The sequence below is a fragment of the Pantoea sp. USHLN298 genome, assembly GCF_037149395.1.
In the GTDB taxonomy this organism is placed as follows: Bacteria; Pseudomonadota; Gammaproteobacteria; order Enterobacterales; family Enterobacteriaceae; genus Pantoea; species Pantoea astica.
The window spans coordinates 125,974-149,027 of record NZ_JBBCRO010000003.1; the positions used below are offsets into that span (position 1 = coordinate 125,974).

The following is a 23,054-nucleotide window of genomic DNA, read 5'->3' on the forward strand; positions in this document are numbered from 1 at the left end:
CCAGCGACAGCAGAAACTGAATAAAGACAAGCAGTAAACTTATTTCGCCCCTGCCATTGCCGACACGATTCGGCCAGCGGCTAAGACCAGCGATAAATGAAAACGGGCGACCCTGAGGCCGCCCGTTAATAAGAGTGCTGTGTTGTTATAACCAGCCTTCAAACCATTCCGGCATCACAAACAGATTGAAGTGATTAACCAGCATCATGACGCCGACAAACACCACTGAAACCGCGACCCACTGGCGGGCATAGGGCATAAACCGAATGCCAATCACCGGCTTAATAAAGAACGGATGCGCCAGGGCGGAGATCAGAATCTGCGAGATAGAGAGCGTCAGCGCGACGTAGAGCACGTTCGGCCAGATAAAGGTGGTGGCCAGCACCGCCAGTACCACAATACTTGCCACGATGTTCCAGTAGAACTCGACGTTGGTGCGTCCGTTAGCCTGCGAGATCGCTCCGGTCAGGCCACCCATCGGGCGCAGCATACCAAACAGCAGCATCAGCGGAATCAGGTGATAGACCTGCTCATGAGATGCGCCATACAGTACGCGGACGATCACCGGCGAGAAGATGCCAATCACCAGGTACATCGCGCTGCTGAACAGCATGATGCCCAGCGTACCCTTGAGGAACAGTTTTTTCAGCTGTTCGGCATCGTGCTGCTTCTCGGCGAAACGCGGCAGCGCCAGGCGGTTAATCACCGGCGTGACCAGTTTCAGCGGTTGCAGCACCAGCTCTTTCGCCAGCGAGTAGACACCGAGCATCTCAGCACCCATCACCTTACCCACCACTAACGCATCGGCCTGGGTACGCAACTGATTGATGGTCTGCGAACCGAGCTGATAGCTGCCGTAACGAATGGCACCAAAGAAGGTCGCTTTATCGAACTCCCAGGTCGGACGCCACGACTTCTCACCCAGCGCGATCATGCAGAGGATGCGGGTAAAGGCGTTGATAAACAGACCGAGAATCGCCGCGGCCACCGTCAGTGAGGTGAACTCCAGCATCGCCACTACGCAGAGAAAGGCAAACAGCTTGGTGCCCATCTCAATCTTCGCCAGCGATACCATCCGCTTGGTTTTGATGTAGTGCGCCTGATACTGCGACAGATGCCCCAGCACCAGGAAGTTGAGGCTGGTCAGCATGATCAGCCCCACAAGCTCAGGCAGATGATAGAACCACGCCACCGGGAAGGCGATCAGCAGCATGATCACACCGGTACACAGACTGAGAGAAACGTTGACCCAGTAAATGGTGCTCTGCTCGCGGCGGCTGATGTTCTGGCGATGCACCAGATAGCTGCTCATCCCCATATCCTGCAGCACGCCAGCCACCGCCAGAATGGCGTTGATAATGGCTAACAGCCCCAGCTCATGGGTTTCCAGTTTGCGGGCAAGAAAGCTGAGCTGCGCCACCTGCAGCACCGCAGAAAAACAGGTGCTGCCGAACAGCCAGATTGCCTGTGACTTAAATCCACTCACGCCAGACGCTCCAGGATCTGTGCCAGTTCGCCGTAGGCGATGTGCTGATTAAATTCCGTTTCAACCTTATGGCGCGCCGCAGCCACCACCGGTGCCACGTCGACTTCGCCCTGCGACAGCTTCAGCAGCGTCTCGGCCAGCGCCTCAGGATCGTCCTCTTCCACCAGCCAGCCGGAAACGTTGTTCTCAATCAGCTCCGGGATGCCGCTGTGGAACGTAGAAACCACCGGCAGCCCGACCGCCATCGCTTCCATCAGCGCCACCGGGATGCCTTCCATATCACCATCGGCCGCGGTTTTCGATGGCAGCAGGAAGATATCCGCTTCACTTAACGCGCGGCGGATTTCATCCTGCGGTTTGAAGCCCGGCATACTGACGCAATCTTCCATCCCCTCGCGGGCGATGAAATCACGCATCATCTCATCCTGATCGCCATTGCCAATGATGGTGTACTGGAACTGACCGCCACGCTGTTTCAGAATCGCGCTGGCTTTCACCGCCACATCCAGCCCTTTCTTCTCGGTCAGACGCGCCACCGAAACGATGCGCAGCGGTGTCTGAAACGCCTGACGCGGCTGGAAGTTAAACTTCTCCGGCTCAATTCCCATGCGCGTAACGTGAATCTTTTCCGGCGGACAGCCCATCTCGATCAGCTTGTTCTGCCACAGATGGCTGATCGGTAACATCAGCTCACTCTGTCGGAACAGGTTAACGTAATCGAGTTTGTGCTCTTCCAGAATGTGACGACGGGAAATGTCCGCCCCATGAAACACGGTCGCCTGCTTGCCTTTCAGCACGCCCAGCTCACGCAGCTTATTCGCCAGCGCGCCGGCGTAGCCGAAATGCACCAGAAACACGTCGGCGGTAAAGGTTTGCGTGGCATTAGCGACGATCGACGGCAGCAGCAGTTTGCTCGACTGTGCGCCATAGCGGCGCACATTGAGCGAACGCAGCAGCGACGGCTTCGTCACCTTCGGCAGCACCAGCCGCAGACGCTGGTTCAGCTTATCGACAATCGAGACCTTCTCTTCCGGCAGCAGATAGTGTGTCTTTGCCGCCAGACCATACTCATCAAAGGCGGCGTGCCGGTTGACTAAATCACCGGGAAAGACCGAAATAATCTCCACCTCGTAACCGGCATCGATAAAATGGGTCACCTGATTTAGTACGAATGTCTCAGAGGCAACCGGGAAACGCATGGTGAAAAAAGTCAGTTTCATCACATTACCCTAATACTTTGAGAATCTCTTCAGTGATCCGATTGCCAATTTCCCTTTCATTCGCAACGGCCGTGTCGACCTTCTGCTTGATGTTGTCGTAGTCGGCGAGGACCGTCTGGACCTTGTCGATCAGCGAGCCATCCATCAGGCTTTTCACATCGGTTGCCATCTGCGGCAGACCCAACTGGTTCATCACACCCATCGACTTGTGCTCGTAGTTGATCGCCACGGCCGGGGTGCCAAAGTTCATCGAAATAATCGCCGAGTGCAGGCGGGTACCAATGGTCAGGTGACAATGACTCAGCAGGATACCCAGCTCCAGGTCGTTAAACTCATCCATGATGACATGGTAATGCTCTGGCTGTGCCACGTGGTCACGCAGCGTCAGCGCCACCATACGGTCATCCTTGGCGTAGCTGTCGATACCGGTACAGGTCGAGAATGCCACCACCTGGTAGCCTTCGGCGATCATGGCGTTAATCACCCGGCCAAAGGCGGCTTCGTACTCTTTCTGGGTCACGCCCAGACGTTTATCAAACGGCGCCAGTTCACGCACGGTGATGGCGATAGTTTTACGACCGCTGATAATGCCCTGCCAGTGCAGCAGGTTGTGGCTTGGGTTTTCCACTTCACGCGCCCGCACTAGGAAGGCGGTATCCACGCCGGCGGCCACTTTCGAACTGGTGACACCATCACGCTTCATCAGATCCAGGCTGACCGACTCACGCAGCACCAGGCTGTCGACGCGATCGAACACGAAGTTAGCCAGCGCATTAACGCGCGGGTTCTGGAACGGACCCACGGAGTGACCAATCAGGTAGATCGGTTTTTTCGCCATCAGCGCACACAACGCGTGATCAAACTGGGTCACGCCGTAGAGATCGACGAAGAACGATCCGCCGACCTGAATAATCGCATCATACTTTGCCAGGCTTTCGGTAAACGCTTTCAGGTGCGGCGGCACGGCGAACGACTTGTACAGACCGCCCTTGCCCAGATGCGCCATCATAATATCGGGCATCAAACGGTTCGCGACTTTACGCTTAAACGAACCGACCAGACCTTTTGCTGACTTGCTATTGTGCAGAAACAGCGAATCCTGCTGAATATCCTGCTGGAGCAAATAACCGGAGCTGGTTGGATAACGGCTAATCACATCAATGTCTAAATCACTGCGAGCAGACTTCATTGAATCAATCAGTCCACGAAGAATCGCGCCATCCCCACGATTCCCACACGTATGGTTACCCACCAATAAAATTTTCATAACAACTCCGAATGAATTTTTTTAATTCTGCAAGCCGCCCAGATCCGCAACGGGCAAAATGAACTCTGTTTAAATAACTGCAATACGGGATAACGCACCCAAAGGGTCCTGCTCCTGTTAAGACCGGCCGCCTCCATTATGGCGGCCGTCATGCATCCCTTACGGTTGAATCAGTGACGCCTGAATCGGTTACGACTTAATCGCGAAGTAAGGCAGCGCCACCTGTTTGCCGTTGATCACCACCGAGACAAAACCTTCCGGCTTGCTGGTATCCACCTGGTCAGCCGACAGCGGCCGCGAGGCCATCAGCAAATCGCCCTGTTCGTTGGCACCGACGCCCGCTTTGCCGTTGTGCAGGCTGAAACGCTGCGGTGCCCGTTTGGTGGCATCACCGGCCGGCGGATTACCGGGCTGCATCCGGGCATTCACCCGCGCGCAGCGTCCGGTGACAAAACGGTCTTTACCGGTGGTTTTCACCAGCACCGCCGCCGCCGGGGTCCAGCCCGCCAGCTTGATAAAGATCCGCACATCGGTGTCATGTTCCGCCACATAGCGCACGTCGACCACTGGCGAACTGCCTTCGGCAGACCAGCTGGCTTCCGAGCGCCCTTTCTTGCGCTGAACGTGGATCACCGCACGGCCACCGGTGGTTTTGTCGCTGATCAGGTTCATCAGCGGCTGATCGCCACTGCCGTTGCTGAACTGCGCCTGACCAAAAATTTCAATCTCCCACGAATCCCCCACCGTCGGTGAGTAGAGGCTGCCGAGATCGAACCAGGTCTCCTGATTGGTGTTGTTCTCTAACCGCCAGCGCGAGGTGATGTAGTTGTACTTGAGGCTGCCATCCAGCGCGACACCGTACGACTCAACGCGGGTTGAGCCCATCTCCCAGATGCTGAGCAGACGATCGCCCTGGCTGGAGTTGTCGATCCAGCTGCCTGACTGCAGGCTGGTCTGACGCATATTGAGTCGGGAGTTGTGCGCGATCAGCGGATTCTTACAATCCTCCAGGCTCAGCGCATCGACGATCCACTGACCGTTCGAGATGTCGCCAGGATTGTCGCAATGCTCAATCCAGCCGTTGTGAATAATCGACTGACCGCAGCGCGGCAGGTTGAGTACATTGCCGCCACGGCAGTGCTGCGCATTAAAGTTAGATAACTCAATCGCGGTACTGTGATCCCATTTGCCCTGCTTCTGGCCTGACCAGCCCGATTTGATCACGTCGCCGCTGCAGCGTGAGGCGTACCACTGGTCGATTTTGCAATCCAGCGTGTCCTGCAGGCTGATGGCGGTACCGCCGACAAAATTGAAACGCAGGCAGGCACCCCGGAAAAACTGACCGCCGGGACAGATATTATGGAAGAAGCCCTGTTTGTTGGGGTTCTTGTCATTGTTACCGTTGAAAATCAGGTTAGAGAGCTCAACCCGGCGCGCATTCATCGAGAAGATGAACTCTGATTTGCCATCCGAGACCACGGTGGTGGCCGGGAAGTAACCGAAGTTGACCATCGCTCCGGAGACGCGGAAGAAGTTGAGATACTTATCGCCGAAGTCACAGACCGAGACAAAAAAGGTGCCGGCCGGGAACTGGATGCAGATCTGCTGGTTAGCCTGCTGCGACCAGGTGAACATCGCCATGATCGCCGGAGCGGTATCGGTTTTGCCATCCGCAATCGCGCCGAAATCAAACAGGGTTAAGCGGTTAAAATCTTCTACCACGCGACGCCAGTGGAAACCCTGACCGGCGAAGTTAACACCGCCATCATCCTGGGCGGGCTGGAAGCTGCCGACAAACTCGCCGCCACCCACTTCGAAGCCTTCATGCCAGCTTTTCAGCTTCACTTTGGCCCCTTCGAACAGCGGACGGGTTTTACGTAACTCTTCCACGGACGGGATTTCACCAATCAGCTGGTAACCGGCAGGCTGCGCCAGACGCTGACTGAAATCAGCCGCGCCAGGACGGCTGACGTCAGTGATGTTAAACAACATCTGACCGTTGTTGTCTTCCACCGCCATCGAGTGCGACGGATCGGCGATCAGCGCCGCGTTATCCTGAATGAACTGGGAAAAATTGCCTTTGTTCAGGGCGACCGGCTGAGCAATCTGCGACACTTTGCCATTGGCATCACGCAGGAACACCGGAATCTGGTTGCCTGGCTTGCTGGCGTCAGTGCCGGCTTTACCGATCCACAGCTTGCCTTCAAAACTCTGCCAGAACTGCGGCGGCATGGCATAAACGTTTTCTGGCGTCAGGATCGGCACGTCGCCCTTCGGCACATCAGTGGCATCAACCGGCTTCAGGGCGATACCGTTACTTTTAGCAGCGTAGCTGGAAAAGGTGCTCACGGAGAGAGCGCCAACCAGAGCGGAGGCGGCGGTCTGTAAAACTTCTCTTCTTTTCATGCATCATTTCCCGTAGTCAATAAGGCCAGTGGCCATGGCGGTGTCCCTGAGGCACGTCGCAAGGGCGCTTTTCCAGCACCAATTACACCAACGCCAGCCAGCTTTGCTTGATTTGATTACCGTCGAATTTCAGCGCGGTTTGTTTTGTTTTTTCGCTCATGGCATAGAACAGGGCGTCATCGCTGGCGAGTTGATCCATCCTCGCCAGGAAGGTGGTTTTGTCATTCATCGGCACCAGGAAGCCATCTTCACCGTGATTGATGATCTCCTGCGGTCCGGTCGGACAGTCATAGGCCACTACCGGCAGTGACCAAGATTTGGCTTCCAGCAGCACCAGCGGCAATCCTTCATAGCGTGAGGTCATCAGCGCCATGTCGCTGTCGCGGTAGTAATCGTTAATGTTGCTGACCTTGCCGACAAACTTCACGCTGTCAGTAATCCCCAACACCGCGGCCTGATCGTGTAACTGCTGACGCAGTTCGCCGTCACCGGCAATCACCAGCGTCCAGTCAGGATGGGAACGGGCAAAATCGCGCCAGATATCCAGCATCAAATCGAAGCCCTTCTGGTTATCCAGACGACCCACGGCCAGCGCCTGACGATGGCGCGTCTGACGCTGAAAGCCTTTGTACACCACCGGATTTGGGATTTGCTTGCTGGGAATGCGCCAGCGGCTGAACACCTGATGATCTTTGTCGGTCAGAACAATCACGCGGTCGTAGTAGCGCAGCAGCAGAAACTTGAGGAACTTGATCGGTTTGCTGAAGGAGTTAATGGCGATATGTTCGCAGGCATAGGCTTTGCCGCGCTTTTTCTTCATCGCCAGCAGGTTCCAGAAAGCGAACATCACGCTGAGGCGTCCCATACTGATCAGGAAAACGGTATCGAAACCCTCTTCGTGAATACGGGCCACCGCGCTTTTAATCGGGTTGCTCTGCCCTTCAAAGCTGACGATCTGTTTGACGTGCTCAAACGGATAGAAGGTTTTTCCGCTGCCTTCCAGCGAGTAGATGGTGACGTCGTGTGTTTCGCCAAGACATTCTGACATAAAGTTACAGATGTTCTCGGTGCCCGCATACGAATAGGCATCTTTGATCACCAGGACGATTTTTTTCATGAAACGCTATCCACCTCAAATAATAAAGACAATCCTGCCGATTGGCTTAACGATGCTTCAGGGTAAACAGCACGCCATTCACCATATACCAGCCGTAATAGTAATAGATTTTTAAAGGATTGTTTTTATAGATAATTCTTAATAATTCAAGGTGCCATTTCGCCGCTTTGTTCTTATTACGGGAAAGGGAATCACCTAATTCGTAATAATTGACCAGAATGGTCTGAATCACGCGTGCCTGCTTATAGCGGGTGAAGAGTTCATACAGAAAAAGAAAGTCTTCGTGACCCTTACGCTGGAAGAAGATGCCTTCTGGCGGACGGCGGAAACAGACCGAGGAGAAGCAGACGCGATACTGCTTCTTCACAAAGTTTTCCTGCTGCAGATAAGGTTTGCTGTAGGTAATGTCGTGATCGGCGTTGCGGGTTTTGTAGTGATATTCGGTGATGACAAAGTTATCACCGGCCGCCATCGCCGCCACCTGCTGCGCCAGTTTGTCAGCATGCCATTCGTCGTCACTGTCGAGAAACGCGATGATCTCTTCACTGGCGGCGCGCAGCCCGACGTTACGGGTTTCGGCAGCACCCATGTTAACGGCGTTATCCAGAATGGTGATGCGCGGGTCCTGACACTGTTCCTGCACCCAGGCGAGGGAGTCATCGGTCGATTTGTCGTTAATCAGGTAAAGGTGCCAGTCGGCATAACTTTGATTGATAACCGATTGCACGGCGCGTAATACCGTCTGACGTGCGTTATACATAGGCATAACAATGCCGACGGTTCCAACGTGATTATTCATCTTTAACCCAGAATAATAAGCAAAATAAGGAGAAAGCTGCTCCTGCTAACAGGAGCAAACAAAGCATTAGCGTGAATCAGGAGAGCGCTTTTTCACCGCCAAACCGCGATCTGACCTTGTCTTTGACCCGGTTCATAAAGTAAGCGCGATTATCCTGGTTCGTCAGGAAGAAGTAGCGGGCAAAAGTCAGGCTCGCCATCACGCCCTTGCCGTCCATCTTGTAGCGCAGCGGCAGCTTAAAGGCTTTGTAGGTGTGAATGTCACGCGGGGTCAGGTGCGGCTTCATGGCGTCGAGCCAGAACATCGAGTAGTTCACCGACTCCCCTTTGTGCTTCGAGCCGAACTTCGTCACCAGATGGTAATTAGCCAGCGGCGCGGCGATCATCTCGAACGCATAGCCCATGCGGTCGGCACGAATGCAGAAATCGTAATCCTGATGGCGGATATAGCGGGTATCGAACTGAATTTTCGCTGCATCTTCGCGCTTCAGCACGATGGTACTGGTCTGAATAAAGCCGTAGCAGCCGAACAGATATTCGGCGACGGTTTCATTTTTGCCCGGTGGCTGCATCGGCATCACTTTCAGAAAAGCGCCATCCTGATAGATGTTCACCTGGCTGAAAATCACGACCTTCTGTTTACCCTGCGCGTCCAGCTGAGCAATTTTTTCGCTCACCTGACGCAGCTTATCGGCATGCCACTCGTCATCGGCGTCGAGGAAACTGACGTAATCGCCGGTTGCCAGCTCAATGCCTTTATTACGCGCACCGGCGCCATTGAGCTTAACCTCAGAGAGCACCAGATTAATGTTCAGGTCCTGATAGCGCTCGCTGCGCACCACTTCCGCCAGCGCGGCCGCATCGGCGGATTTATCATCAACGATGATTACTTCAAAATTGCGATACGTCTGCGCTTTAACGCAATCCAGCGTCGTCACGATCGATTCTGACGCATTGTAAGCAGGAATTACGATGGAGAAGCGAATGTCCTTCATTGCCAGCACCTCATTAAAAACATTTCCAATTTCAAAGATATAACGTTTGGGCCTGGTAGGGTAACCGGTGATGTCCTAATTTGTCGGCGAGGGTTCAATCGCCACTTTTTTCTTATTGCTGCTGCCGATAAACGGTTTTTCCACGTAGAGGTAGGTCAGTTTTGCCACGTAAAACGACACCACAAAAAACAGGGTCGAGAGCGCGGTATAGAGCACAAAGTTGTGCTGCAATGCGGGCAGCGGCAGTTGCTTAATGAAATAGAGCACCACGCCATGAATCAGATAGAGGCTGTAGCTCACTTCACCCACCGACATCAGGGTCTTGTTCTCCAGCAAGCCAAAAATGGCGTTGCCGCTGCTGACAATGAAAAACACTATCGCCAGGCAGGCGAGGAAAATCAGGTAGAAGAACGCGTTACTGGTAAAGAACAGCGCGACGACGGCGAGCGCAATCGCCAGCACGGCCGCCTTGCCAGAGTTGCGGCCCTGCACCCAGCGGTCACGGTAGAGCCAGGCCAGATACCCCATTGCGAATCCCAGCACCGGACGCGGATCGGTATAGGCGGTTCCCCACACACGGAGCGCCACCGCAATCATGAAAATCACCCCAATCGAGCCGAGGATCAGCAGCGTTTTGTAACGGCCACCGGTGACACGATTAAGCAGATAAATCAGCGGAATCGACAGATAGAGCAGCCATTCCAGTCGCAGCGTCCACTCAACGCCGGCGTTAATATCGGCGGTCTTGATTGAACCGATGTGATAATTGCCGACAAACAGCAACCAGAGCAGCCCCTGCTTCAGCGACGTCAGGTCCGGTACCAGATCACCCTGTAACCAGCCAATCGACACGATCACCAGCCCCGAAAACCAGAACATCGGCACAATCCGGCGCACCCGCGACTTGAGTAATTTTTGGGTCAGCTCGCGGGGAGAGAGACGGTCATTGTCCAGCCAGCGATAAAACAGGAAGGCGGAGATCATAAAAAACAGCGCCACGCCAAACTTGCCGCTGTTCACAAAAAAGTTGCCCTGCGAAATCAGCGAAAAATAGTCTTTATCAAAAATCCATTCGTTATCGCGTGCATAGAGATAATGGGCTAAGTGGGAAAACGCCACGATGCTGGCCAGCAGCGCACGCAATCCGGAGATACTTTTAATCCCGCTATCGTTATAAATGCCGCGATGGAATGAGAACAACCGCAACACCATCAGCGCCAGTCCCAGCGACAACGCCATTATCAGTACATACATACTGTCCTGCTCCTGAAATTTATTAAGTCAAATGGTTAGCTGTTGGTTTTAAACACGCTGTCAAAATGCTGACTTAGCAGCTCAAAAGTTTGCTCAGCTTTCTTTTTATAGAGTGTGCTGGTCGGGTGAATGCAATCCGGTGACATCTCACTGCGCCAGTCGCCCTGCTGCTTGATCAGCTGATACTGTCGGACAATGGGCACCTGCTGCTGCTGCGCCACCTGATTCAGCTGATAAACATATGGCCAGAGGTTCCAGCGCTCCGCCCGGCCACAGAGTGGATTAGGCTGTTGCAGCACTACCTGTTTATGGTGCGCTTTGGCGGTTTTAATCAGTCCGGTGAGGATGCGGTTAAAATCCTCCGGGCTCTCTGCGCCAGCCGGCCGGTTTTTTGCTGAGTAGATGCGCGCATCGTTAATGGCGTAATTGATCAGAATGATGCTGGCATCAGACTGTGCCATCCGCTGCTCCCAGCTGAGCGACGATTGGGTCAGTTCGGTCAGCAGGGCTCCGGGCGAACCGTGATTCTCGATGCGTACCGCAGGCCCATACTTCTGCTGCAACATCTGCTGCAGATAGCTGATTTCATTATCTTTAATAATGATGTTACGCCCGCCCGACGAGGTCACGCCTGCGGTCGTCGAGTCACCATAGGCCGCGATAACGATCGCGGCCGGAGTGGGCGTCGCCTGCGCCAGCAGCGGCGCGGCGACCAGCAACAACGGAAGATATCGGTTCATCGCCTTCACCCTGTTCATCAGTGGATCAGTTTAAATTCACGCGCTACTTCATACCCCACCACCGCCTGCTTGAGTGAGATGGTGTTGTAGTAGAGGTAGTACATCTGGAAGAAGACGAACATCGCAAACATCGCCGGTTTCCAGACCCGCTTCGACTGGTAGATCAACAGCGTCAGAATGATCGGCTCCACCTGCAGCAGGTAGTTCGACAGACGTGCGCCGGATGAGTAGTTGTAGAAGAAGATCCTGATGCCACCGCCAATCGCAAAGGTAATGATCAACAGGTAGTTGAGTCGCCAGGCGTTGTAATTGTCGCGTTTAAGCTGGTTGCTCAGCATGAAGTAGACAAAGATAAACACCAGCGCGACGTTCTTCAGGTTGGAAACCGAGAAGACGCTACCGGTGGTTGCCGCGGCTGAATTGTCGTTGTTGTAGTTGGCTGCCCTTTCGCCTAACGCTCCGAGGTGGCCGGCAATGACCGATACAAAGCCCATTCCCCCGACTTTTGATGCCGGGATACTCAGCACAATAATAAGAATCGGCCACAAGCGGCGTTCACTTATAAACAGGAACGGGATCAGCGTCACCACCATGACGGCGGTGTTGTGACTGAGAAAGGAGAGGACAAAGAAGCCGGTCGCCATCCAGTAACGCCGCAGATAGAGCGCCCAGATCACGCCCAGGAACAGCGCTGAACTCAGGCCGAAACGAATCTGGTTCATATCTTTGTTGATAAAGATGTGCGCCGAATAGAGCGCCAGCGCCATCACCGGATAGGGTGACATCTTTTTGAAAAAGATCGCGTTGGTGCCCACCGCCAGAATCGAAAAGACAAACAGGAAAGTACTGGCGTTATGAGATATCAGGCTGGTCAGGGTAGCAATCGCAAAGATCAGCGGCTCGTAGCGGAAGAATGCCACGGTATTAAAGAAGCCGTTAACCTGAATACGCCGGATAAAATCTTCGAAGAAGTTGCGGTATTGGTAGTCATCCATTCCGGTGCCGAGGCCGCGAATACCGCCGAACACAATCAGCGTCACGGTCGCGATACAGAGCAACCAGGTCAGAAGATGGTTGGTTCGTTCGTCTTTTTTCAGCAGGAGTTCAACCAGCGAAATCACCAGTAAAAACCCTGATACATACCAATATGGAGCCATGGTGTGATTCCTTAATTCCACAAGTTCTCATGCCAACAGTCGGCGACGCTGATTGCCTTCCCGGCTGACCTCTCAGCGTGCCTGACGCGACTGCCGTTGCGGGCGTGCGACAGGCTGATGCCATGCTGGTGATGAATTCTGTTGAGTGACGCTCGCCATGCGATTTATACCTTCATCGCTTATGTGGGTTTTGACAGAATTACCTGTGTAAATTGATGCGTGTCGTCATTCAAAGGGGCGATAAAAAGGGGCGGTCAGACCGCCCCTATCCACTCAGTGATTAGCTTTTGGTTGGCTTACCGTATTCGTAATCGTAATAGTCGTAGCCATAGCCATACGCATTGGCAGCTTTACGCACCACGGCGTTGAGGATCACACCTTTAATCTCGATACCGTTCTGGGCAAAGCGTTTGAAGCTGACGTCCACTTCTTTGGTGGTGTTGGCTTCGAAACGCGCCACCATCAGCGAGGTGCCGGCCAGCTTACCGATAATTGACGCATCGGTAACCGCCAGAATCGGTGGTGTATCGATTAACACCAGGTCGTAGTTCTTGCTCGCCCACTCCAGCAGCTCACCCATGCGACGATGCATCAGCAGTTCAGACGGGTTCGGCGGCACCTGACCACGTGGCAGGAAGTCGAAACCGTAAACGCCCTGCTGAATCAGCGCCGGACTGAACTCCGTTTTACCGGACAGCACGTTGGACAGACCCGATTTGTTATCCGCGCCCAGCAGTTCGTGGGTGTAACCACGACGCATGTCGCCATCGATAAACAGTACGCGCTGACCCGCTTTCGCCACCAGCGTCGCCAGGTTGGCACAGATAAAGGTTTTACCAATACCCGGGCTGGCACCGGTGATCATCAGGATGTTGTTTTTGGCTTCCATCATTGCGAAGTGCAGGCTGGTACGCAGGCTACGGATCGCTTCGATAGAGAGGTCAGTCGGATTACCCAATGCCAGCAGCGTTTCGTGCGGATCGGTTTTCACCTTGCTGCCGCGACGTGCCAGCGCTTCGGTATCCTTCTTACGCTGCCATTCCGACAGGGGAACGCTGGCGTAGACGTTCATGCCCAGCTCTTCCAGCTGATCCGGGTTTTCGATGCCGTGATGCAGCAGCGCTTTCAGCAGCACCAGACCCACCGACACGAACAGACCAAAAATCAGGCTGGCGGCGATGATCAGCAGCTTCTTCGGTGCCACTGGCGAGTTAGCCGTTTCCGCGCCATCGATGATGCGAACATCACCCACGGTGCTGGCTTTACTGATGCCCAGCTCCTGCTGACGGTTCAGCAGCTGCATGTAGATCTCCTGACCGGACTGCACGTCACGGGTCAGACGCAGAATTTCCTGCTGAGTCTGTGGCATACCAGAAATTTTCTTGTTCAGCTGAGCCTGCTCACCTTCCAGCGTTTTGCGTTTTTCCAGCAGTGCGCGGTAAGTCGGGTGATCTTTGGTAAACAGCTGAGAGACTTCGGCTTCACGGAAAGTCAGTTCGTTCAACTGGCTCTGCACGCTGACCGAGGAGTCGAGGGCAGATTTCGCTTCCAGCGACAGGTCAACTGATTCGTTCTCACGACGGAAGGTGTTCAGCTTGTCTTCCGCTTCATCCAGTTTGGCGCGAACCTGCGGCAGCTGGGTACGTAAGAACTCCAGGCTCTTCTCTGCCTGCTCTGACTTACGCTCAACGTTCTGCAACAGATAGTTATTCACGATCTGGTTCAGGACTTTGCTGATCTGCTCAGGATCTTCACCCAGATATTCCAGACCCAGTACGCCGGTATCTTTACCTTTGTCTGCAACGGTCAGGTTAGAGAGCACCGAGCGGATAGCCTGCAGATTGTTGAGCTTGGTCACGGTGAAGCTGGTGCCTTCGTCGGCATGAATCTCGCTCACCAGCATGGTGATGTCGCCGTGCGACTCCAGCTGACCCACTTTACCTTTGAACAGCTCATCGCCATCTTTCGACACGGTGTAGCTGTCCGGACCGGTCACTTCCAGCTCAACGTTACGTTTGTCGATAGTGCGTGGAATTTCCAGGCGCGAAATCGCGATGTTAGCCGGTTTGTTGCCCATCAGACGTGACAGACCTTTACCGATAACCGGGAAATAGTTCTGCTCGACAACGGTATCCAGACCCAGATCGTCAACGGTTTTGCCGATCACCATGCGCGATTCCAGAATCTCAATCTCAGTATCTGAGGCTGGCGTCGGTGGCAGAATGCTGTCCAGTTCGTTCAGTACGGTGCTGGCATTTTTCTGCTCAACCTGTACTAACGCATCGGCGCTGTAAATCGGTGTCGCAAACAGTGTGTAGAGCGTGCCCGCCAGCATAAAGAAAGCGGTAACGGCAACAATGATCCAGCGATGATCAATAAGCTGTCCCACAAGATGCGCCAGATCCCATCCATTTGAATCCTCTCCCGGCGCGGTTCTGACCTTGTTTTTTATATTCATGGATAATCCCAACTATCGGCTTAATACGTTGACCCATTTCTGGGTAGCGTTTTCCAGTAACCCGTAAACCTCTTCAAAGGCCTCACGGCTTTTTCTGTACGGATCCGCAATTTCTCTCTGATTGAGCCAGTGCCCAAGCAGCATGGTTTTGCCACGCGCGGCCGGGTCAATGCGGTTCACCTGTTCAATCTGACGCTTCTCCATCACCAGGATCAGGTCGACGTTGCGGCACATTTCGGCCGTCAGCTGTTGAGCCTGATGCCCTTCCAGCGACAGACCATGTGCGGCCGCTACGTCGCTGGCAGTCTGATCGGCAGGACGCCCCACCAGGGCGCCCAGACCAGCAGAACTGACACGGGTGTTGGGTAATGCGCGTTTAAACAGGCGCTCTCCGGTCGGAGAGCGGCAGATATTGCCGACGCAAACGACTAACACGGACGTAATCATGGTGAAACCTTAGTTTGACCAGTTGCGGATACGCAGTGCGCTCTCGCTCACATCGTTGATACCCGCAATGGTTGGCAGTAATTGCGAGATCACACGGTTCCAGCGCGTCAGCGGCGTGGAGGTGACATAGACGATGTCGTACGGTTCCAGTTGGAATTCAGTACCCATGACCATTGATGCCGCATCTTTGGTGTTCAACTGATAGATGTTGGCAATCTTGTTGCGATCGGTGCCGCGCAGTGGACGGATAACGAACACACCGGTTGCGTCAGAGGTGGTTTGATCCATCCCGGCCGCATTGCCCAGTGCTTCCGCCAGCGTCATGCCGCTGCGATCCATTTTCAGGGTCGCCTGCTGCTTCACTTCACCCATCACGAACACTTTCAGATCGTCATTACGCGGAACGTACAGAATGTCGCCCGGATAGAGCAGATGGTTCTGACTCAGGTCGCCATTTTGCATCAGCGCCTGCAGTGACACGCGCTGTTCGCGACCGTTGTGCGTCAGCACCACGTTGCGCCAGTCCGCATCCGCTGCCAGGCCGCCTGCGGCGTTGATGGCATCCAGAATCGTCAGCGGCACGTTGGTAATCGGCTGCTGACCTGAGGTGGTCACTGAACCGGTCACGTAGGTCTTCTGCGATTTAAACGAGGCGATGCTGACATCAACCTGTGGGCTTTCGATGTACTGTGCCAGGCGACGGGCGATTTCGTTACGCACTTCACCCACGGTCCGGCCCGCTACGCGGACTTTACCAATGTAAGGGTAGAAAATCGTGCCATCGGAATGTACCCAGTTACCGGTGTCGCTGGCGCTACGGTACTGACCGGCTGGCGTGGTCAACTCCGGGTGATCCCAGACGGTGACAGTCAGGACGTCGCCAATGCCGATACGGTATTCATAGTTCTGAATTTCGTTCTGCAGAGAAGGATTCGCCTGAGCCACCAGCGGCTTAGGACGCATTTTCTCAACCAGCGTTGGGGTTAACGGAAAGACGTTGACGTACTTGTCGATGTCAAAGTTGCTGTCCTGCTGCTCGATGACATCTTTTCCCGATGTGGAAAGGCGCTGACCTGGTTCGATCGTACACCCGCTAAGAAAAGTGGCGGATACCAGCAAGGGTATCAATTTCATTTTGATTGTAATCATTTAGATCTTCGCTATCAGTTATTGATTGATAGAGGCGAATACGCCGCTGTGTAAGCGTCCAACAAAAAGTAAAACTAACTTAATTAAGCACTGAACCTGTCGTTCATTATCCTTTGCTCCAATTGTTATAAGTAGTAACCATCTATCAGGGCGGAATAACAGTAGCAGAGCATTACGCTTCGGTAATGACAATCTGCGTTCTCCCTGACGATGGCCGCTAACAACGACACGCCTGACAACGGCACCGAACCACGAGAGCATGCGGTTAACACGCTCTTATCGCCTCACAATCAATACGCACCGTCTCGCTTCAACACCACACCCACTGTCTTAAACAGGATGGCGATGTCATTCCACAGTGACCAGTTTTTCACGTACCACGAGTCGAAATAGACGCGGGTTTCGTAGTCAACATCATTACGACCGCTGACCTGCCACAATCCCGTCATGCCTGGCTTTGCCATCAGGTAATAATCAACATCACCGGCATAACGACAGAGTTCATCTTCAATTACGGGACGGGGACCGACCAGGCTCATGTCGCCGCGCACCACGTTCCACAGTTGCGGCAGCTCATCAAGGCTGGTTTTACGGATAAAATGGCCCACTTTGGTGATACGCGGATCATTTTTCAGTTTGAAATCTTTATCCCACTCGGCGCGTGCAATCGGGTCAGTGCGCAGCACTTCTTCCAGCACCTCTTTGGAATTGATCACCATTGAGCGGAACTTCAGGCATTTGAACTTACGGCCATTCATGCCGACACGCTCATGGCCATAAATCGGTGGTCCGCCATCACGGCCAACCAGGAAGCCCAGCACCAGCAGCGCCGGCATCAGCATCAGGATAATCGACAGCGCACCGACGATATCAAATGCCCGCTTCAGGAAACGCGAAGTGCGTTTTGCCAGATTGTTCTGTACCCGCAGGATCATCACTTCATGGCTGAAGATATAGGCCATATCAGTGCCATAAAGCGGCACGCCACGCAATGTAGGAATCACTGAAACGGAGCGGCAATTATGCATCGCCAGTGATTTCAGCCACTTATCACGATACTGACTCTGTTCGAACTCCACCGCCACGATAAACTGCGTTTCGCTGCTGGTCAGGCTCCACAGCTCCTGCTCATCGCGCAGTACCGGCACGCCATCGAGGATGCTCTGCGGACAGGTGCCATCGACGTCGTAGAAGGCGATCACGTCAAAACCCATCACCTCTTCGCTCTGCAGTGCCTGCCAGGCTTCGTGGGCATTTTTGCTGCTGCCGATAATGATGGTCTGCTTTTTCCACAAACCGTAATGGTTCAGCACACGTTTAGAGAGCGCGCGACAGGTCGGAATGAAAATAAGCGCCAGCACCCAGGTCAGTAACCAGACGAACCGCGACATCTGCCATTGTGACAATGCGGTAATCGACAGATCAATCACTGAGAAAATAAGAATGGTACGAAAAATTTCTTTTAATTCGAACCAGAAAGGTTTGCGGTAGGTATAGTGACGCAGCCTTACCCAGAACCAGCCAATACAAATTACCGACAGGCAAATGTGAGTGGCAATTTTTAAATTCATTTCTTTTTCAGAAATATCTGCCAGCGGCGATTCTGACTGCATATTAATTAGCATCATCGCCACAAAAAACGCTGCGTTGAAACAAATTAAGTCTGAGCAAGCCAGCATTAATTTGGTGATAAGACTTTTAAACGTAAATTCAGTATCGCGCATATTTAACTCTTTATTTTATTTCCTTAAACCCGCCACGTCTCTCGCCTGTATATTTATTGAGCGGTATAAATTCTCAGGACTGAGCCGTTTCTGAGGGGAGCTCCTGCGGCCTTTACGCCAACGATCTTAACCATAAATCCAGCATTATTGTGATTAATTCCAACAGATTACTCTGACTTTAATCGACCGTAACAGCGGTCATTTAATAAACGATAAACGCGATTCAGGCACGCTACCGCCCTTGGCTGTCGCTGCCAATACCGCTGTCATCATTCATATTGCTCTGCACGGGGCGTCGTATTGGCGCTTAATGCAGCAGTTATCGGACGAGATCACAATTCATAACATTTGACGTCGATTGGTCACGCGAATTACGACTTTGGCGCAGACTTTTGCAAACTCGTTGCTATACTAGTTATTACTGGCTTGTTTACAAGTAGGCCCCGCCATCCCTGTACTATTTTAGGAAAAAGACTACCAGCCATTAGTAATGGCGCCCTCCTCGTCATGCAATCGAAGTGCAATCCTTTTTTCATAATTCAGATTAATGCCATGTCACCATTAGGATAAATCGCATAAGCAGCGCAGCAAGATATCGCGCATTCAGCAATGCTTCTGTGCCACTTCTTATGCAAAACTCTCTGCCGATTTAATCAAATGGTCATGAATGTAGAGAGAGATTAATTACTGTTAATTTCTCTGGTAAGACGATTTTCCACCTGCACCGGCATTTGTAGCCAGCGAGACACTCCACTATCATCAGACAAAACTCAATTAAGGACATTCAGGTGAACCCCTCATGCTGGAGGTAATTGCAGACCCGTCGCTTTGGGCAGGATTAGTGACGCTAATCGTTCTGGAACTGGTGCTGGGTATCGATAATCTGGTGTTCATCGCCATTCTGGTTGAGAAGCTGCCTGCGGCACTGCGCGACCGGGCCAGGGTGATTGGCCTGCTGCTGGCGTTGCTGTGCCGCTTATTACTGCTGGCCTCGCTTTCCTGGCTGGTTACCCTGACCCAACCGTGGGTCACACTGGCGGGTCACGCCTTTAGTGCGCGCGATCTGTTGCTGCTGTCAGGCGGGATTTTCCTGCTTTTTAAGGCCACAACCGAGCTGAATAGCCGCCTTGAAGGGCACGATGATGAGGCCGGTCAACAAAAAGGCGGCGCTAAATTCTGGCCAGTGGTCGCACAAATCGTGGTGCTGGACGCGATTTTCTCGCTGGATGCGGTGATTACTGCGGTCGGAATGGTCAATGATCTGCCGGTAATGATGATTGCAGTCACCATTGCCATTCTGCTGATGCTGCTGGCCAGCAAGCCCCTGACCCGCTTTGTGAACAGCCATCCGACCATCGTGATCCTCTGCCTGAGTTTTTTATTGATGATTGGCTTCAGCCTGGTGGCGGAAGGCTTTGGCTTCGCGATTCCTAAAGGCTACCTCTATGCGGCGATCGGCTTCTCGGTGCTGATTGAGGCGCTGAACCAGCTGGCGCAGTATAATCGCCGGCGGGTGTTGTCGGCTGGCCGGCCGTTACGTCAGCGTACCGCCGAGGCGGTGCTGCGCCTGCTGCGCGGAGAAGCGGAACCGGCAGAACTGGATGCGAAAACCTCCTCGCTGATTGCCGACAGTAACGCCAATATGCTGTTTAACCGCCAGGAACGGGTGATGATTGCCCGCGTGCTGGGACTGGGCCAGCGCCACGTTAACAGCATTATGACCTCGCGGCATGACGTCGAGCATATCGATCTCAGTGAGGACCCGGCGGAGATCATGGCGCGGCTCGACCGCAACCAGCATACCCGTATTCTGATCACCGAGCATTCCAGCGAGCCGCTCGGCGTGGTGCACGTTATCGACCTGCTGCACCAGTCGCTGCATCGTCATTCGCTGGATTTGCGGGCGCTGATTCGCCAGCCGCTGGTATTCCCTGAACGTTTAACGCTGTTGCAGGCGCTGGAACAGTTTCGCCAGGCCCATACCCATTTTGCCTTTGTAGTCGATGAGTTTGGGTCGGTTGAGGGCGTAGTGACTCTCAGCGATGTGATGGAAACCATCGCCGGTAACCTGCCGAATGAAGCGGGCGAGATTGATGCCCGTTACGATATTCAGATCAAGGGCGAGCGGCACTGGATCGCTAACGGCCATATGCCGCTGGATGACCTGGCGCTGTATGTGAAATTGCCGCTGGAAGAGCAGCGTGATTATCATACGCTGGCGGGATTACTGATGGATCGGTTGCAGCATATTCCGCAGGAGGGTGAAGAGGTGCAGATGGGTGATTATCTGTTGCGGACGCTGCAGGTAGAAAATCACCGGGTGCAGAAAGTTGAGATCCTGCAACAACCGGCGATCGATTACGAGGTGTAACCCGCTGCGCCCGTTACGGGCGCAGCAGTTTCTGCATATTCTGTTTATTGTCGCTATCCTGCTGACGATCGATCCACTTATCTAACCGTGATTTCGCCTCATTCTGCAGCCGTTCCCGCAACACCGCATCCACCGGTAATGAATATTGCAGATCGTTCCAGCTGCCATACATCCGTAGCGGGATCGCCTGATCGGCAAGCGCCGCCACCAGCTCCTCGTCGCCTTGCCAGCCGCTGATTTTCAGTCCCAGCGTCACGTCGAGCTGCTGCTCGACCATATTCACTTTACCGTCACCCTGCAGCGCCAGCTGCTGACCGTTACCGCTGAGCTGGCTGAAGCTGAGCACGCCGCGGTTCAGTGCCACCTGACCGCTGATCTGATCGATGCCCTGATCCGGCTGGTCGTCGCTGGTGACACGATTGCTCACCCGCGCCACTGCCCGACGCACCATCTGTTGCAGATTGATCTGCGCCAGCTGCAGTTGCGTGGCGCTGATTACCGCCCTGCCCTGCCAGCTGCGCTTCGCCTCATCCACGCTCAGCGTGTCACCGGCCAGATTACCGCTCAGACTCACTGCGCCCTGCAGACTTTCCGGCAGTTCAAAGGCTTTCAGCAATGGCTGAATAGCAATCGCATTGAGCTGAGGTTGCAGGCTGACGTGGGTCAGCGGCTGGCGGATATCGATGCTGCCCGGAATCGAAAAACTCCCCTGACCCAGATTGCCTTTCAGGGTGTTAATCGTCATTAATCCGCCCTGGTTAGTGGCGTCGATCGTCAGGCCGGTCAGCGGCAGTCCGCGCCAGACCGCATTCTCAGCCTGCACCTTTAATGCCAGATCAAGAGTATTGAGCGGGGAATCGGCGTTACTTTTCTCACGCGGCTGGGCAATCACCGGCGAGCGAGCCACCGTTGCCCGCTGCGCGCCTGGCGCAGCCGCAACCGGAGAGTCGGCCAGTAAATTATCCAGATTCAGGGTGCTGGCATTGAGCGTAAGCGCCAGCCGCTGCGGCAGTGCCAGCCGGCCCTCGGCCTGACCGGTCATCGCGCTGTCATTGGCGGTTAACTGCAGATGGTTCAGGGCGAACTGCTGGCTGTCGGCGTTCCAGTCCGCCTGCAGGCTCAGCGTGCCTTTTATTCCCTGCGCCGGCAGATCAGCGCCGGATACGTTGTAATCGAGCTGCGCGATCTGGCCCGAGAGGCGATGCGGATATTGCGCGGCATCCAGCTGAGCATTGAGGCTGACCACGGCGGTGCGCTGATTGCGCGTCAGGCTGGTGCTGAGCGTCAGCTGCGCCTGCTTACGCGCATCCTGCTCCAGATTAAGATTGAAGTTGCGGAAGTTATATTCGTCGCCACCCGGCTGTTGCCAGATCAGCAGACTGTCGGCCACCCGCAGCTGGCCGATATCAAATGACCAGCCGGTTGCAGGCGAAGAAGGCTCCGCATCACGCGGTCCCTGAGGGGCGTTTTTTGCCGGTTGCGCCGCGCTGTCGGGCGTGACCCGCACTACAGCATTTTTCAGCATCACCTGGCTGACGCTAAGCTGATGCGACAGCAACGGCCAGAGATCGACATCCAGCCGCATATTGTCAGCCGTCACCATCGGCTGGCTGGCTCCGGGCGCGGTCAGGCTCATGCGGCCCGCGAGAATGCTCAGCTGCGGCCAGACGTGCCAGCGCAGATCGCCGCTGACCTGAAGCTGATAACCACTGCGTTGTTCAACCTGTTGCACCATATAGGCACGAAAGTCGTTGGGATTTACCAGCAGCACCAGTGCGGTCATTCCCGCTACGACCACCACTAACAGGATGGCCAGCGTGGTTATCACTCTCTTCATTACATCCTCAGTAAATCAGTCTTTATCAATACGGCTGGCGTCAGCACCCTGCTGACCACGATATTTTGCATCTTCACGCCGATTATAAGGACGGGCAGCCGGGCCGGAAAGCGGCTCGAAGCTCAGCGCGCCGATTAACATGCCAGGGCGCAGAGCCAGCGGCAGTTTACCGGAGTTATAGAACTCCAGCACGATGCGTCCCTGCCAGCCAGGATCGATGCGGTGCGCCGTTACGTGCACCATCAGCCCGAGTCGCGCCAGGGAGGAGCGGCCATCCAGCCAGCCGACCAGATCGTCCGGCAGCGTCACTGACTCCAGCGTCACCGCCAGCGCCAGTTCACCGGGATGCAGGAAAAAGGCTTCACCATCCGGCAGCACGATTTCATCGCTCATCACCCGATCCAGCGCCGCGCTGACTTCATGTTTCGGTCCACTCAGATCGATATAAGCTGCGGTATGGCCGCTAAAGGTGCGGAACTGGTTGCCCAGCCGCACATCGACCGTGGCGCCATTAATCCGCTCAACCGGCGGACGCGGCTCAATGGCCAGCTTGCCATTATCCAGCCAGGCTTCAATATCGCGGTCGCATAATCTCATTGCGCTAACTCCATGACGTAAGTGTAGCGAA

At 54.3% G+C, this 23,054-nt stretch carries 17 protein-coding genes; 1 reads left to right on the forward strand and 16 read right to left on the reverse strand.

Going from position 1 to position 23,054, the window contains the following annotated elements:
• Positions 1 to 145 precede the first annotated feature (145 nt).
• The 14 genes from WFK59_RS08635 to wbaP form a co-directional block, all read right to left on the reverse strand.
• Positions 146 to 1,486 carry a lipopolysaccharide biosynthesis protein gene (locus tag WFK59_RS08635; protein ID WP_233987640.1) on the reverse strand — a complete coding sequence of 447 codons (1,341 nt, stop codon included), beginning with the start codon at positions 1,484 to 1,486 and terminating at the stop codon, positions 146 to 148.
• Positions 1,483 to 2,706, reverse strand: a complete 1,224-nt coding sequence (locus WFK59_RS08640; RefSeq protein ID WP_233987639.1) for a glycosyltransferase — start codon at positions 2,704 to 2,706, stop codon at positions 1,483 to 1,485. Before WFK59_RS08640 ends, WFK59_RS08635 begins: the two co-directional genes overlap by 4 nt.
• Before the next feature lie 4 nt (positions 2,707 to 2,710).
• Complete coding sequence (gene wcaK / locus WFK59_RS08645; protein ID WP_233987638.1) at positions 2,711 to 3,973, reverse strand: colanic acid biosynthesis pyruvyl transferase WcaK; 1,263 nt, start codon at positions 3,971 to 3,973, stop codon at positions 2,711 to 2,713.
• A 189-nt stretch (positions 3,974 to 4,162) separates the two neighbouring features.
• On the reverse strand, positions 4,163 to 6,379 hold the full coding sequence (locus WFK59_RS08650; protein ID WP_336755605.1) for a phage tailspike protein: 2,217 nt from the start codon (positions 6,377 to 6,379) through the stop codon (positions 4,163 to 4,165).
• Positions 6,380 to 6,461: 82 nt separating this feature from the next.
• Positions 6,462 to 7,496: a glycosyltransferase gene (locus WFK59_RS08655; protein WP_233987636.1), complete on the reverse strand. Its 1,035-nt coding sequence runs from the start codon at positions 7,494 to 7,496 to the stop codon at positions 6,462 to 6,464.
• Between the two features lie 46 nt (positions 7,497 to 7,542).
• Positions 7,543 to 8,295 carry a glycosyltransferase family 2 protein gene (locus WFK59_RS08660; RefSeq protein WP_262287615.1) on the reverse strand — a complete coding sequence of 251 codons (753 nt, stop codon included), beginning with the start codon at positions 8,293 to 8,295 and terminating at the stop codon, positions 7,543 to 7,545.
• Positions 8,296 to 8,371: 76 nt separating this feature from the next.
• Positions 8,372 to 9,289, reverse strand: a complete 918-nt coding sequence (locus tag WFK59_RS08665) for a glycosyltransferase family 2 protein (RefSeq protein WP_336755606.1) — start codon at positions 9,287 to 9,289, stop codon at positions 8,372 to 8,374.
• Positions 9,290 to 9,364: 75 nt separating this feature from the next.
• On the reverse strand, positions 9,365 to 10,543 hold the full coding sequence (locus tag WFK59_RS08670) for an acyltransferase family protein (protein ID WP_336755607.1): 1,179 nt from the start codon (positions 10,541 to 10,543) through the stop codon (positions 9,365 to 9,367).
• Between the two features lie 35 nt (positions 10,544 to 10,578).
• Positions 10,579 to 11,283 carry an SGNH/GDSL hydrolase family protein gene (locus WFK59_RS08675; RefSeq protein ID WP_336755608.1) on the reverse strand — a complete coding sequence of 235 codons (705 nt, stop codon included), beginning with the start codon at positions 11,281 to 11,283 and terminating at the stop codon, positions 10,579 to 10,581.
• Positions 11,284 to 11,300: 17 nt separating this feature from the next.
• Positions 11,301 to 12,440, reverse strand: coding sequence for an EpsG family protein (locus WFK59_RS08680; protein WP_233987631.1), 1,140 nt, complete (start codon positions 12,438 to 12,440; stop codon positions 11,301 to 11,303).
• Between the two features lie 280 nt (positions 12,441 to 12,720).
• Positions 12,721 to 14,898 (reverse strand): tyrosine-protein kinase Wzc, encoded by a 2,178-nt coding sequence (gene wzc / locus WFK59_RS08685; protein ID WP_233987630.1) that lies wholly within the window; start codon positions 14,896 to 14,898, stop codon positions 12,721 to 12,723.
• A 12-nt stretch (positions 14,899 to 14,910) separates the two neighbouring features.
• On the reverse strand, positions 14,911 to 15,345 hold the full coding sequence (locus WFK59_RS08690; RefSeq protein ID WP_233987629.1) for an arsenate reductase/protein-tyrosine-phosphatase family protein: 435 nt from the start codon (positions 15,343 to 15,345) through the stop codon (positions 14,911 to 14,913).
• A 9-nt stretch (positions 15,346 to 15,354) separates the two neighbouring features.
• The gene (locus WFK59_RS08695; protein WP_031375327.1) at positions 15,355 to 16,494 is read right to left on the reverse strand and encodes a polysaccharide export protein; all 1,140 of its coding nucleotides are present in this window, start codon (positions 16,492 to 16,494) and stop codon (positions 15,355 to 15,357) included.
• 290 nt (positions 16,495 to 16,784) lie between these two features.
• Complete coding sequence (gene wbaP / locus WFK59_RS08700) at positions 16,785 to 18,218, reverse strand: undecaprenyl-phosphate galactose phosphotransferase WbaP (protein ID WP_233987628.1); 1,434 nt, start codon at positions 18,216 to 18,218, stop codon at positions 16,785 to 16,787.
• Between the two features lie 799 nt (positions 18,219 to 19,017).
• Here wbaP and WFK59_RS08705 point away from each other — a divergent pair.
• On the forward strand, positions 19,018 to 20,589 hold the full coding sequence (locus tag WFK59_RS08705; RefSeq protein WP_336755609.1) for a TerC family protein: 1,572 nt from the start codon (positions 19,018 to 19,020) through the stop codon (positions 20,587 to 20,589).
• Between the two features lie 13 nt (positions 20,590 to 20,602).
• Here the strand turns inward: WFK59_RS08705 and asmA are convergent, their stop codons facing one another.
• Together asmA and dcd are read right to left on the reverse strand one after the other, a co-directional pair.
• Positions 20,603 to 22,426: an outer membrane assembly protein AsmA gene (gene asmA, locus WFK59_RS08710; RefSeq protein ID WP_336755610.1), complete on the reverse strand. Its 1,824-nt coding sequence runs from the start codon at positions 22,424 to 22,426 to the stop codon at positions 20,603 to 20,605.
• A 15-nt stretch (positions 22,427 to 22,441) separates the two neighbouring features.
• Positions 22,442 to 23,023, reverse strand: coding sequence for a dCTP deaminase (gene dcd, locus WFK59_RS08715; RefSeq protein WP_031375323.1), 582 nt, complete (start codon positions 23,021 to 23,023; stop codon positions 22,442 to 22,444).
• Positions 23,024 to 23,054: the final 31 nt, after the last annotated feature.